The following is a 14,877-nucleotide window of genomic DNA, read 5'->3' as shown; positions in this document are numbered from 1 at the left end:
TTTTAGAACCTTCTTTTTTCTAGAAATAATGTCAATGTTTAAATGAGCTCAATATGTTGTTCATAACTTATCCAGTGCCAGAATTTTTGTAGGGAATATAAAAAAAACACTAAATAGGGTATAATTAAATAGACATATTTATGAAAGAAGAGGTTGATTAAATTATGTTTAACTATGAAATTATACAAAGTTTAAATGATTTGGAACTAATGCTATATAGATATATAATGAAAAATGCAGATAAAGTTGTTTATATGAGGATTAGGGAATTGGCAGATGAAGCACATGTATCAACGACTACAATACTTAGGTTTTGTAAAAAGGTTGACTGTGAAGGGTATTCAGAATTCAAAATAAAATTGAAAATGCATATTCAAAAAAATGAAAGTAATAAAATAAATGATGATACTTCTATAATAATAGATTTTTTTAAAAAGTTAGATAATAGTGAATTAGAAAAGAAATTAAATACTCTTTGTGATTTAATTAAAGCAGCTAATAATGTTATATTTATAGGAACTGGGACATCAGGAATACTATGTAAATATGCAGCTAGATATTTTTCTTCAATAGGTAGATTTGCAATGTATATTGATGATCCATATTTCCCAAGAAATTATAAAATGTACGAAGATTCTATAATAATAGCCATATCAGTATCAGGAGAAACAGCGACTGTTATTGACCATATAAGTAATTTAAAGAGAGAAAATAGTACAATTGTAAGTATTACTAATAGTGAAAATTGTACTATAGCCAAGATATCTGACCTTAACATATCGTATTATGTTCAGAGAGAAAGGATAGGAATTAGTGATATAACAACTCAAATACCTGTGTTGTACATAATAGAAAGTATCGGAAAAAGGTTACATAATAAAGTTATAGATTCACATATGTAAATATGGGCAATTATCATTTATGATAATTGCCCTATCTTCTTATTTGTGTTTGAACTTATCCTTTAATTTTGGCTCTGCATTTAATAATAGTTTCATTAAATAGCATATTTCATCATCACATATATCAATTTTGTACTTATTATTAACAAAGCCTAAATTTTCTTTTATTAGTGTATATAAATCAATGTATTCTGCTATATAATTGTCTCTTTCAGGATAAATAGCTGGGTTATTCTCATTTCTTAATCGCCCAATAACAAAGGCTATGTGAAGAATTATTCCAACTGTAACTTCTTCTGATAATTTTATAGAAAGCTTAGTTTCTAGTAAATTTAAGAACTTAGTTACATCATTAAATAATTCGACACCATCTATGTTATTAACATTTTCCTTTATAATTTTAGGTATGTTGATCATTGTAGTTTTTGAATCAATAGCAGCTTGTAATTCCTTTAGTACATCCATATCAAAAACTTCATACATAGTATATTGTTTTATTTTTGAACTTACAGGGAAAGAAGAAACTATAAATAATATTTCATTTTCTTTTTGGAGATTGAGAATTTTTTCTTTAAAGTAATTTTTGTCCAAGCAATTTAAGCATACTATTTCAAAATAATCGCTATTCAATCTAAGATTACTAAGTAAAAAATTCTTAATTGCAATAGCTGCTCCTTCACCAGTTAAGCATGCAGTGATTATTAGGATTTTATCCCGATTTTCTGATGTATGACTTACATTTTTATGCATTTCCACATAAGAATTAACCATAAGTACATCGTTATAAATTTCATCTAAAGATGAACCTATTAGCGCTTTTCTAGCAGCTTCTAATACATGTAATGTTGAGACAAGAGATATTACTTTTATGTCAACATTTAAATCTTTCTTTATTGTATCTGCAAAAGTTGTTAATGATCCCATATCAACTAATAATAGGTAGCCTGCAGAAGTAGGATTATTTTCAATACATTTCTTTAACTGATCTAGTACTTTAGAAGGTGCAACATCAATTGGTGCATTAATTGGGAGCACATAATCTTCTCCTAAAAGGCTGCTTGAGACATTTGCCATTGAGGTAGCAGTGGAGTCTCCGTGAGCGATAAGTATAACTTTTGCTTTATCTTGGGCCATAGAATTAAAAGTATTATCTGGTATTAAAAATAAAGTTAAGTATCCAGCTTCATCTATTGGAATAGATTTATTAATATAATTTTCTATAATTTCTTTAATTTCAATTGCTGTACTAAACTCTAAAGGATACAAATCTTTAATCTTATTTAAATTAGTGTTTATTATTATCTTATCATTGTTGATTCTGTTTATTAAAGTATTAATATGTAGTGCAAAAGCTGTGTAAAGATTATTATCAAAAGTAATATTTAGTTTTTGCGAAGCATAATCTATTATTTCATCAAAACAGTCTAAAATACCTTCATCGATGATAGTCAATAAATTCTTTTTGTTGGCTTCTTTAGAGACTTCAGAATTATTTTTGCTAAAATGTTTTGCAATATCTTTTTCAAGTATATTTTCAATATCAATATCAGAAATATCTAAGGATTTTAATTTTTCAAGTTTATTTTCTATAAAATCATAAATTGTGTTATCTACATTATTAAAAATGGTATTGGTATCTTCGTTTGCACCGTTGAATCTGAAATATTCAATTTCCTCACTCATTAATTTATTCCATAAAACACGGTGTTCTTTTTCTTTATAAAGTCCTTCTTTTATATAATGTGGTAACATTCCACTGTGAACTCTTACATCTGTTTTTTGGTTAGTTAAAAATTCTGAATATGCTTTTGCACAAAGTAGTTGAACATCACTCTTTAATTGACCAATATTATTAGGGCAGTCATAAGATAGTAAAGCTCTAAGTGAATTAAGAGAAACATATATTTCCTTATTAATACGAATACTTTCATATTTGAAGAAACTTTTAATTAGAAATAATCTCTCATCTAGAGTCCTATCTTTAAGACAAGGAATATTGATTATAATTGGAATTCTTCTTGTAAAAGTGTTTAGCAAAGTAGAATTTGGATCCTCTGTTGTAGCAGAAATTATTAGAACATCTGATTTTCTTATCTCTGAATCTCCAATTCTCCTAAAGGTTCCAGTATCTAAAAATATAAAAAGAGCTTCTTGACCTTCTGGAGGCAGTCTATGAATTTCATCTAAAAATAATATCCCACCATCGGCCTGCTCAATTAAGCCTGTTTTATCAGATTCAGCTCCTGTATAAGCACCTTTTTTTACTCCGAATAATTGAGAAGTAAGTAATTGAGGATTATTACTATAATCTGCACAGTTAAATACAATAAATGGAGAATCTTCAGGTTTTACTTTCATTTCTAAAGCATAGTTATGCATTAATGAAGCAAACATTGATTTACCAACACCAGTACTACCTAATATTAAACAATTCATACCCTTCGGAGGGTATAAAATAGCAGCTTTTGCTTGTTCAATAGAATCTTTGAGAGATGTATTAGTTTTGGCTAATAGATCTAACTGTGATTCAGTAGGTGTATTTTCATCATTTGTAATAAAGAATAAAACAGGTCTTCCAGATGATTTCGATAATTTACCTTCCTTACATAATTCATTTAGTTCATGACTTAAATTGGCTCTGGACATATTAATTAAAGAAGCTAGTGTTTTAGTATCAATTCCATTTGGATTGTTTAATTGAAGTATTTTTCGATATACTAAGTCTTTTTTCGCCATAGTTTTCCTCCTAATGTATACTATATATGCGATTAGTGTATATAAAATCGAGCATTTACATGTATTATATGGAAATAGTACCATATACTTATTAATAAGGTCAAACAATATTTATATAGTGTTTAAACAAACAAAGAATAAGTCTTAAACACTATAAAAAAGTTATTAAACACTAATAAAAATGTACAAACAGTAATTAAAATAGAATTAAACAGAAAAAAATAATAAAAAAACTTGAAAGACTTTTTTTATTTAACAAAATGACTTGAACATAGATAATATCAAGCGTCTACATTGTATATTATAAAGCATAACATTTGAAAATAAAAGTTATTTTTTAGTGTTTGGCATGAGTATTGCTTTATATATTTGCATAAAGTAGTAAAGCATAAAATGGAGGAATGTAAATGGAACCGTTAGAGATGGCAATTATGAACATAATAATAAACGCAGGAGATTGTAAAAATCATTCTTACATGGCCCTTAACCTTGTAAACGAAGGTAAGTATGAAGAAGCTGATAAAGAAATTGTATTAGCAAATGATGCATTGGCTAAGGCTCATGATTCTCAAACAGAAATGCTTCAAAAGGAAGCAGCTGGAGAGAAAATAGAATTATCAGTATTATTTGTTCATGCACAAGATCATTTAATGACAGCTATAACAGAAAAAAATCTTATTCAACAAATTATGGAATTAAGAAAAGTTGTTAATACATTAGCTAAATAAGTTCATTAAACAATATAGATTTGCATAAAATGTTAAGAAGACATTATAACATAATGCCGAGATATAGCATTTCAAAATATCTTTAAATCTATCTATTAATCTATTATAAGGAGGAAATAAATATGGTAACAATCAAATTGTTTTGTGCATCAGGGATGTCAACTAGTGTTTTAGTTAATAAAATGAAAGAAGCGGCTAAAGCTAAAGGTGTAGAGGCTGAAATTGTAGCTTTTCCAGAATCTCAAATGGATAAACATTTAGATAGCATGGATGTAGCTTTATTAGGACCACAAGTTGGTTATACATTAGGGAAAGCAAAAAGCCTTTGTGATCCAAAAGGAATTCCTGTAGAAGTAATTCCAATGGTTGATTATGGAATGATGAATGGAACTAAAGTTTTAGATTTAGCTTTAAAGCTAGCGAATAAATAAAGTAAGTTATTTATATGGTGTTAAATAATTTAATTGATTTATAAGCAGGATGTCACCTATATAACTGTATTATATACAGTTATATGATGTCTTCAAACATGTGAAAACGATATTAAAGAATAACATTTTATTTATGTGTTAATAATAACAAATTTATTATTTGTAATTATTTATATTATAATCTTAATTAAATACAAGGGGGAAAATATTATGTCAATGAGTCAAACGTTGAACGAAAAAGTAATACCAGTGGTTATGAAATTCGTTAACCTTAAAGGTATTCAAGCATTAAAAGATGGTGTGTTATACACAATGCCACTACAAATCATAGGTTCCTTATTCCTATTGATAGCTTTCTTTCCAGTAAAAGGATTCACTGATTTTATGACTGCTACATTTGGAGCAGGATGGACTGATCCATTATTAAAAATTCAAGGTAATACAATGAATATTATGGCTTTAGTTTCTGTTATTTCAATAGCTTATGTTTATGCTAAGAATGAAGGTCATGAACCTTTATCAGCAGGAGTAATGTCGTTAGCTGTATTTTTAATTACAACTTCAGATTCAGTAGCCTTCACTCCAGAAGGAACAAAAGACGTATTTTCAGTTGGTGGAGTTATTCCAAGAAGCTGGATTGGTGGTCAAGGTATGGTTACTGCAATCATTATTGGTTTAATTGTTGGTGCAACATATTCTTGGTTTATGAAGAAGGATATTAGAATTAAGATGCCAGAAGGTGTACCATCAGGTGTAGTTTCAGCATTCTCAGCTTTAATTCCAGCTGCAGTTATGTTTACAGCTGCTGGTGTTATATATGCAGCTTTAAAATGGGGCGGAAATACAACATTTGTTGAATTAATCTATAAGGTTATTCAAACACCATTACAAGGTGTATCAGATTCATTAGGTGGAGTTATAGTAATTGCATTCTGTATCCCATTCTTATGGTGGTTTGGTGTACATGGAGCAACTATTATGTCTGGTATAGTTGGAAGTTTATTAGGTGCAAATATGTTAGCAAATGCAGAACTTCAAAAAGCAGGAACTTTAGATCTTGCACATGGAGCTCATATAGTAACTTCTCAGTTCTATGATAACTTTATAAACATGGCAGGTTCTGGTCATACTCTAGGATTTGTTCTTTGTATGATATTATTTGCAAAATCAGCTCAATTTAAGCAATTAGGTAGATTAGCTGTAGCGCCAAACTTATTTAATATAAATGAACCAATCTTATTTGGTACTCCAATAGTAATGAACCCAATTATGGCTGTACCATTTATAGTTTGCCCTGTATTAACAGCAATACTAATGTATCTTGCAATTGCAAGTGGATTACTTGCACCAATGGGAGGAGTAACTCCACCTTGGACAGTACCACCAATCATCTCAGGTTTATTAATAGGTGGTTTTCCATATGCATTAGCACAATTAGTTATTTTAGCAATTGATACAGCTATTTATCTTCCATTCTTTAAGAAGGCAGATGCTATGGCTTATGCAGATGAAGTAGCTGCACAACACCATGGAGATAGTGTACAAGCTTAGAATTAATTAGCCCTTTTATTAACAATTTAAAATATATTAACTAAAATTTTATTGAAAAGAAAGAGACTCAATATTTGCACTTAGTGCGGAGGTTGAGTTTCTTTTTTTGTTTCCAAGAAAATTTCCTAGTAAAGATATCCAAGGCGAGAATTAGACTTATGCAACAATTACCGAAATCTTATACATTTATCTTCCACAGGACTAGTGAAATTTTCGCTGGAAGGTTCTAAATGGGGGCTTGTCGTCATTTCAGCGTGTTCTAGATGTAAAATCTAGACAAGCTGTAAATGAAACAAGCCCCCATTTAGAACCATCATCAGCTTAATTTCACATGCCTGCTTCCAGAAAAATGTATCTGATTTCTAGTGTAGTGTTACGATCATAATTTCTCAATGATGCATGTATATTCCAGTTGTAAGTTTGATTCTTAAATTGGATATCTATAATAACCAATAAGAAAAAATATCATTAAGTTAATATCAAGCGGCAATAAATTATATTTTAAAGTGAAGTGAGGGATATTTACAATTGAAAGAATAATTGGGAAAAGTTTGATGAACATGTTGTTATGAACAATGAACGGTGATAATATAATATTGTTCAAAAGATGAACGATGCGTGTGATTATATACTATTATAAATAATGGGGGTAATTTTTTATGAATAAATTTGTAAAAAAGATTTGTGCAGTAGCATTAATTTCTATTGTTTCAGGAAGTTTGGCTGCTTGTGGAAATAGTGGAGTATCAGCAAAAGGACCAGTAAAGACTGCTAGTGGTAAAATTCAAGTTGAATATTGGTATGGTCTTGGGGGGAAGCTTGGAGATAATATGGAGAAAATAATTAAGGAATTTAATGATTCACAAGATAAATATGAAGTAAAGGGAGTAGCTCAAGATAAGTATGATACTACCTTTAAAAATCTGCAAGCTGGAATAGCTGCAAAGAAAAGTCCTGCTGTTGCATTGTTAGAGCCTGATAAAGCTGTAATATTTGCAAGAAAAGATTTATTAATCAATATAAGTGACTATACAAACAAAGATGCTGACTTTAAAGCAGATAATTATTTAGAATCATTTTTAGAAACAGGAAAATATCAGGATAAATTAATAGGATTTCCTGCATTTGGAACAACTCAACTTTTATATTATAACAAGCAAGCATTTAAAGATGCAGGAATTTCAGAAGATAAATTAAAAACTTGGACAGGTCTTGCTGAAGCCGCTAAAAAACTTACTAAAAAAGATGGGGATGAAGTTTCATTTTATGGCTGGGAACCTATGTGGGGACAAGATAATTTAATTGATGCAGCATTAAGCAATGGTGGAAAAATATTAAGTGATGATGGAAAACAAGTATTAATAAATTCACCAGAATGGATTGAAGCTTGGGATAGTTTTAGAAAATGGATTCATGAAGATAAAATTATGAGAATACACTCAGGTGGACAAGGTTGGGAATATTGGTATGCAACAGTTGATGATGCTATGAAGGATAAAGCAGCTGGTTATACTGGATCATCAGGTGACCAAGGAGATTTGGATTTTAATAAATTAGCTGCATTTGAACAACCAGCATTTAAAGAAGGAAAAAAATCAAGTCCTATTGCACAAGCAAGAGTATTAGTAATTCCTAAAGAAATTAGTGATGAAGAAAAACAAGGAGCATATGAGTTTATTAAATATTTTACGTCTGCAAAAGTTAGTGCACAATGGTCAATGGCTTCAGGATATATTTCTGTAAACAAGGGAAGTACATCTACTCCAGAGTTTACTGAGTATGTAAAGAAAAATCCTCAAGCGTTGGTTCCGACTGCTCAAGCTGCACATGCAACAAAAGTATTTATAGATCCGACTGATGGAAAAATTATTGACGCATTAAAGGTTGCAGCTGATAAGGTTGAAATTGAAAATGTTTCTGCAAAAGATGCATTAGATGAAGCACAAAAAACTGCACAAGAAGCGGTTGATTCAGTTAAGAATTAGAAGTTAAGAATTTTATCAATAGCAGGAGTTAACGGTTTAAAGTTATTAGTTGAAGGCTTTTCATCATCAACTGTAAACTGCAAATTGCCCACAGGGTACCCTAAAGGGCATAAACTGTAAACTGAAAAAAGGTGGTGGTTTTGTGGAAGCAAGAGTTGGTATTAAAAAACATATTAAGAATATGGCTGTGACTTTAATGTTTATTTTGCCAGCATTAATTCCTCTTTGTATATTTTGGATTTGGCCTATGATAAAGGCTATATTCATGAGTTTTACAGATTGGGATTATATGAGTTCTAATTATAATATGGTTGGAACTCAGAACTATAGAGAGTTGTTTTTAAACAACAAGTTCTATGAGGCATTAAAGAATACTTTTGTATTTACAGTAGGAACTTTAATACCAACTATAACTGGTGGATTAGCTCTTGCCATTCTTTTAAAGAAAAAAATAAGAGGCTCAGCTTTTTATAAGGCGGTTATATTTTCTCCGTGGATTACACCAACGGTTGCTATATCAATAGTTTGGAGTTGGATTTTTGAGCCAAGCTATGGGTTAGCTAATTACATGCTGCAGTTATTTCATATGCCAAAATCACAATGGCTGCAAAGTTCAAATACAGCAATGATGTCAGTTATAATTGTTACAGTTTGGAAGGGAATTGGATGGGCTATGGTATTTTATTTAACTGCATTAGAAAAGGTACCAAAGCATTTGTATGAAGCAGCAGCAATAGATGGAGCAAGTTCTTGGAATAAATTTATAAGTGTTACTTTGCCTCTCATATCTCCTACAACCTTTTTTTTGAGCATAATAACAATGATAAATTCTCTACAGGCTTATGATCAAATTCAAGTATTAACACAAGGTGGACCGGCAGGGAGCACAAGAACTTTATTATATTTATATTATCAAAGTGCATTTGAGAATTTTAATATAGGGCAAGCCACAGCAATGGCTACGGTTATATTGCTTATTATAGGAATTCTTTCAGGAATTCAATTTATCGCATCAAAAAAATGGGTTCATTATTAATAGTACTGGATTAGAATTTTGCAGGGAGGAATAGAGTTAATGGATATAAATTTAAAAAGAAATGCTGAAAATCGAGAGGATATAGATAAAGAGGTAGAAGAAATAAAGTTAGAACTTATATCACAGCGTCCACAATTATCTCAAGTCTTAGCTAGTATGATGAGACATGGAGTATTAATTCTTATCAGTGTAATTACTTTTTTCCCTTTCTTATGGATGATAAGCAGTGCACTAAAAACTAAAGAAGAAGTGTTCAATTTTCCTTTATTGTTAATTCCTAAAGTTCCTCAATGGAATAATTTTAGTCAGGTATTTACAGAAGCACCTTTTGCGAGATATATGGGAAATAGTTTATTTGTTGCAAGTATAGAAGTTGCATTTCAAATGGTTAGTGCTGCTATGATTGCATATGCATTGACACAATTTAAATTTAGGGGCAAGAAGTTATTATTTTCATTAATAATGGGTACATATATGTTACCATCAGCAGTTACTTACGTGCCATGCTATATGATACTAGCTGATATTAATTTAATTGATACTTTAACTGGGCTCATTATCAGCAATCTTGTTAATGTATTTGGGATATTTTTAATCAGACAGGCTTTTTTACAAGTTGACAAAAGTTTAGTTGAAGCAGCAAGAATGGATGGTGCATCTCATTTTAAAATACTTTTAAAGATAATGTTTCCATTAACAAAGCCAAGTTTTATAACCTTTGGGTTAATTAGTTTTGTAACCTACTATAATGAATATTTATATCCTTCTTTAATAACAAAGAGTCCAGAAAAATTCTTGATTTCAGCAGGTCTTAGGCAATTTTTTATTCAAGGAGGAGCATACGGAATAAAATGGCCAGAAGTGATGGCAGCAAGTACAATTACAGTATTACCATTGTTAATATTATTTTTAATAGCTCAAAAGTGGTTTATGAAAGGTATTAATGACAGTGGAGTAAAAGGCTAATTACCAATTTGACAAGGAATTGCGTAGAATGTACAATTGAAAAAGAAATAACACAGATGAGAAATATAAGTAAAAAAACTTATATTTATGGAGGCTGAATAAATGGCTAAGTCAATTTCAAAAAACGCAATTTTTAAAGCAATGCTCAACTTATTTAATATAATTTTACCTATAATAGTAATGCCGTTAGTAAGTAGAGCTTTTGGAGGAGAATTATACGGATACATTGGATATGGAGATTCCTTAACTGCATATTTCTTAATATTTGCAAGCTTTGGAATTTATCAATATGGATTAAGAGAAATAAGTAAAGTAAGAGATGATAAAAAGAAGCTTGGACAGACATTCACAAGCTTGTTTGTCTTTACAGTATTTACAAATACGGTTGCTACAGTTGCATATATGGTTTTTGTAGCAATAGCTTATAAAGATCAACCGTATTTATTTACATGCATAATTTTAGGTTTTAATATAGTTACTAATATGTTTTATGTGGAATGGGTTAATGAAGCAGTAGAGAATTATGATTTCATTGCTCTTAAAACAATGCTGATTAGGGTAATATATTCAGCATTGATTTTATTTTTTATTAGAGAAAAGGGAGATTTCCTATTTTATTTATACATAGTTGTAGGCTTTAATTTCATAAATAACATAATTAGCTTTATTTACATAAAGAGAAGAGTTAAGTTTGATTTTTCTGATTTGCAATTCTTAAAACATATAAAGCCAATGTTTTATGTTGTAATTCTAACTAGTACAGGAATTTTATATACTCAACTTGATAAAACCATGTTAAAGGATAGCGTTGGTGGTATAGCAGAAGTTGGATATTATTACATGGCTCAGAGAGTAACTACTATTGTAAGTACTTTATTATTAACGGTAGTTCAAGTTACAATGCCAAGACTTTCAAATTATTTAGGAAACCAATCGAAAGATGCATATTTAGTTTTGTTAAAGAAAGTTGTAAAGATATATTTTTTATTTTTATTTCCAGCAGCTATTGGGTTATCATGTCTTTCAAAAGAAGCCATATACATATTTGGAGGAAAAGATTTCTTAGCAGCAGTTCCCGTTATGAGTATATTTGCAATTCATATGTTAGTAACGGGTGTAGAAAGCGTTGTTGCAAATCAAATTATATATATCTTTGGAAAAGAAAAACAAGATGCCATATTAGTTTTGATAGGCGGGGTTATGAATTTAATATTTAATATAACCTTAACCCTTACAGGTACTTTTAATATGGTAACAGCTATATCAACCACTCTTTTGGCTAATTTGATTATATTAATATTAGAATATAGACTAGTAAAAAAGGTTATAAAGCTAGATATAAATTTATTTGCATTTGAAAATATTAAATATTTTTTCTATTCCTTACTTTTCATACCAATAACAATTGCATCAAGATTTTTTATACAAAATGTATTTATTTCGTGTACGTTTAATGTAGTAGTGTGTGGAGGAATTTATCTTGGAATACTTTTATTTACTAGGGATGAATTGTTCTTTGAAGTGATGAATAAATTATTAGTTAAGTTAAAAATAAAATCAGCATAAACAATGCTCACCAACTGACAGTTGTCAATTTTCAATTGTCAATCAAAGAACAATTGAGATGAAAAATTAGAAATAAAAAAAGCTCAATTATCGATTATGGAAGATCAAAGATAATTGAGTTTTTTGAACATTTAGCCTTTATTAACGGCCTTTTAAAACTGATAATTGACCATTATTACTTAAAGTTAAAATATTCATCTTGCTGATTTGAGTACATCAATATAACTACAGCAGGTTTATTTTGCTCGATATATGATTTAATACTTGCTGTATAGTATCTTAAATCAATAGTATCCAAGTTTTTGCAGGACATAGCTAAGAAAGGTGTCATTGCACATGCAAAGGAATCTCTAACAAGTAGAATTCTCTTATTATTTGGACTCTTATTATTTGTTATTAAATTTAAATCATAATTACCACCAATATAAGATTCGTATGGGCTAAGATTGTAGTAATCTTTCTTATTTATAAGATCATATAAAAACATGGTGTCTTTAAATTCACCGGAACGATTTATATTTGAGGTTGGAACTGAAAAATTAAAATCAGTTTCAAATTTTGGTGTTATTAAATCAATATCATCATCGCCAGTATAAGTGACTCCAACTCTTTTTCCTTGAGAGCCTAAAAACCAATGCTTTAAAGTATTTATATTATAATTATCTAAATTATAATCATCTTCATTAATTTTGAAATTGTAGTTATTTCTTAATAGGTGAGCAACTTTTGTAGCTGCCCAAAATCCAGCCTTAGGTGTCCAGTGATGATCGGTTTTAAAGAACATATCATAATGATTTAAATTATCTTTAGCTATTTCTTCACGAAAATCTAAAGTATTTACATTATCTTTAGAAAGTGCAGCTAGCATATTATCATCATTTTCGTTAGTATAATTCTCAAAACCTGTTGGAAGTTCTGGATCATACTTAGATATTTTATATGGTGCTTGAATATATAATAATGGAATATTTTGTTCAGCTAAGTAGTCTTTGAAGTCCTTTGTTTGTTGAGCATATTTTGTAATATCAATTTTAGGATTAGTGAAGACTAAATAACCATTATCAAGTTTACCAACGTTATAATCTTTATCAACATCATTAACTAATCGCTTTCCTAAAACTCTATTAAATAAACCATTTAATTCAATAAATTTAGTTTTAAACATAATACTATCTGTGCTAAGAGCCTCACCTCTATCTATTATTTTCTTTAATATAGCAGGTGTTTTTAAACCAATAGTTAAGTTCTTGTTATTATTTACTGTGGCTGCAGTATTATTCGCTGTATCAGAGGTTTTATTTTCTGTTTGCTTTACAGGGTATAATTTATTTAAATCTACAGTTTCCGGAGCGGGTTGAGTAGCTTCTGCAGTAATGTTTTGGGAAGGTGAAATTCTTTTTTCAATTCTAGTAAGTACGCCTTCTCCAATTTTAGCTAAGAACCCAAACAGTAAAGTGAAGATTGTAAGTATAAAAATCAATGAAACAATTGAATTTTTATTTATATTAGATTTAATATTTTTCATCTTTTTATCTCCTTTAAAATTTGAAGTAAATAAAAGGATTATATGCTCCTTTTACTAGGAAAGAAATTGATATGAATAATATAAGTACGTACCACACACAATAGATGGTATTATATATGATTCCATCAAATTTAAATTTAGGACTAAGCCAGTCTTTTAAAGGAACACTGCATAAAATAGCAGCAATAAAGTAGTATTTAAATTCAGATAAATATAATATAAATTGATTATCTAATATCCCATTTGCACCAATTCCAAACATTATCTTTATGTATTCTATAGCAATTGAAATATTATCAGATCTAAAGATAACCCATCCAATCATTACAAAAAATAATGTATATACATAACCAAAGCCTTTTAATTTTTTATTAAAGCCTGTGAATTTTTCAGCAGCTAAAAGTACAAAATACATTAACCCCCAAAGTATGAAGGTCCAGTTAGCTCCATGCCATATTCCAGTTAATAGCCATATTATAAATATATTAAATAGAAATTTTAAATTGCTTACACGATTTCCGCCAAGAGGAATATATATGTAGTCTCTAAACCAAGTTTGTAATGAAATGTGCCATCTTCTCCAAAACTCAGAAACAGATTTTGAAATATATGGATAATTAAAGTTTTCTAAAAAGTGAAATCCAAACATTCTACCAAGTCCAATTGCCATGTCTGAATAACCTGAAAAATCAAAGAAAATTTGAAAAGTGTAGGCAATGGCTCCTAGCCAAGCTAGGCTGACAGATAGATTATTGCCAGGAGCTGCAGCTAGTTGAAAGCTATAGTCTGCAACAAGAGCTAAATTATTAGCAATTAACACTTTTTTACCTAAACCTTGAATAAATCTCATTATACCTTCAGAAAAATCAGTTAAGTTTTCTTTTCTATTGCTGATTTCCTGGGCAATTGTTTCATATCTAACTATAGGGCCTTGTGCTAACTTTGGAAAGAAAGCTAAATACAAACCTATGTTTAATAGATTTTTTTGAGCATCTATTTTTTTTCTATATACATCTATCACATATGATAAAGCTTGAAATGTAAAAAAGGATATTCCAAGTGGTAATTGTATTCTAGGATTACTAATATGTAATCCTAGAAGTGAGTTTAAATTATCGATAGTGAAGTTTAAGTATTTAAAAAAGAATAATAAGCCTATATTAAATATAACTGTAATCACTAATATAAATGTTACCATTTTTGTAGATCTATATTTATCAACCAATAAACCTAAAAGCCAAGTAACAATAATAGAAAATAACAATATTAAAACAAAGGTTGGTTCTCCCCAAGCATAAAATATTATACTTGCTATAAATAAGATTATATTTTTTAAAGTCTTATTTTTAAAAATAGGAAGATAATATATTAATAATGTAAGGGGGAGAAAAATAAACAAAAATAATGTTGTTGAAAATATCAAATGTATCCCTCCGTAAGTGCTGAATTAA

The 14,877-nt window shown here is 29.3% G+C and carries 11 protein-coding genes; 8 read left to right on the top strand and 3 right to left on the bottom strand.

Annotation, left to right across the window (positions count from 1 at the left end; translation table 11 throughout):
* The first annotated feature begins 164 nt into the window (after positions 1–164).
* Positions 165–902: a MurR/RpiR family transcriptional regulator gene (locus CSPA_RS26115; RefSeq protein WP_015395422.1), complete on the top strand. Its 738-nt coding sequence runs from the start codon at positions 165–167 to the stop codon at positions 900–902.
* A 39-nt stretch (positions 903–941) separates the two neighbouring features.
* On the opposite strand, the gene CSPA_RS26110 is transcribed toward CSPA_RS26115, so the two are convergent.
* Entirely contained in the window at positions 942–3,638 is a 2,697-nt protein-coding gene (locus CSPA_RS26110; protein WP_015395421.1) for a sigma-54-dependent transcriptional regulator, read from the bottom strand.
* Between the two features lie 407 nt (positions 3,639–4,045).
* On the opposite strand from CSPA_RS26110, the gene CSPA_RS26105 reads away from it, so the two are divergent.
* The 7 genes from CSPA_RS26105 (at position 4,046) to CSPA_RS26075 (ending at position 11,901) form a co-directional block, all read left to right on the top strand.
* Positions 4,046–4,366 (top strand): PTS lactose/cellobiose transporter subunit IIA, encoded by a 321-nt coding sequence (locus CSPA_RS26105; RefSeq protein WP_015395420.1) that lies wholly within the window; start codon positions 4,046–4,048, stop codon positions 4,364–4,366.
* 122 nt (positions 4,367–4,488) lie between these two features.
* On the top strand, positions 4,489–4,797 hold the full coding sequence (locus tag CSPA_RS26100) for a PTS sugar transporter subunit IIB (protein ID WP_015395419.1): 309 nt from the start codon (positions 4,489–4,491) through the stop codon (positions 4,795–4,797).
* A gap of 210 nt (positions 4,798–5,007) precedes the next feature.
* On the top strand, positions 5,008–6,348 hold the full coding sequence (locus CSPA_RS26095; protein WP_015395418.1) for a PTS sugar transporter subunit IIC: 1,341 nt from the start codon (positions 5,008–5,010) through the stop codon (positions 6,346–6,348).
* 659 nt (positions 6,349–7,007) lie between these two features.
* Complete coding sequence (locus CSPA_RS26090) at positions 7,008–8,333, top strand: ABC transporter substrate-binding protein (RefSeq protein WP_015395417.1); 1,326 nt, start codon at positions 7,008–7,010, stop codon at positions 8,331–8,333.
* A gap of 181 nt (positions 8,334–8,514) precedes the next feature.
* Positions 8,515–9,369, top strand: coding sequence for a carbohydrate ABC transporter permease (locus CSPA_RS26085; protein WP_042315029.1), 855 nt, complete (start codon positions 8,515–8,517; stop codon positions 9,367–9,369).
* A 156-nt stretch (positions 9,370–9,525) separates the two neighbouring features.
* Positions 9,526–10,335, top strand: a complete 810-nt coding sequence (locus CSPA_RS26080; RefSeq protein WP_236907854.1) for a carbohydrate ABC transporter permease — start codon at positions 9,526–9,528, stop codon at positions 10,333–10,335.
* 102 nt (positions 10,336–10,437) lie between these two features.
* On the top strand, positions 10,438–11,901 hold the full coding sequence (locus tag CSPA_RS26075) for an oligosaccharide flippase family protein (RefSeq protein ID WP_015395414.1): 1,464 nt from the start codon (positions 10,438–10,440) through the stop codon (positions 11,899–11,901).
* Between the two features lie 175 nt (positions 11,902–12,076).
* Here the strand turns inward: CSPA_RS26075 and CSPA_RS26070 are convergent, their stop codons facing one another.
* Together CSPA_RS26070 and CSPA_RS26065 are read right to left on the bottom strand one after the other, a co-directional pair.
* Positions 12,077–13,426 carry a DHHW family protein gene (locus CSPA_RS26070; protein WP_015395413.1) on the bottom strand — a complete coding sequence of 450 codons (1,350 nt, stop codon included), beginning with the start codon at positions 13,424–13,426 and terminating at the stop codon, positions 12,077–12,079.
* A 13-nt stretch (positions 13,427–13,439) separates the two neighbouring features.
* A complete protein-coding gene (locus CSPA_RS26065) occupies positions 13,440–14,849 on the bottom strand; it encodes an MBOAT family O-acyltransferase (protein WP_015395412.1) in 1,410 nt (469 codons plus the stop codon).
* Between the last annotated feature and the right edge of the window lie 28 nt (positions 14,850–14,877).

The sequence above is a fragment of the Clostridium saccharoperbutylacetonicum N1-4(HMT) genome (genome assembly GCF_000340885.1).
GTDB lineage: Bacteria > Bacillota > Clostridia > Clostridiales > Clostridiaceae > Clostridium > Clostridium saccharoperbutylacetonicum.
Note: the sequence above shows the minus strand (reverse complement) of the source record. Positions and strands in the feature narration are given on the sequence as shown.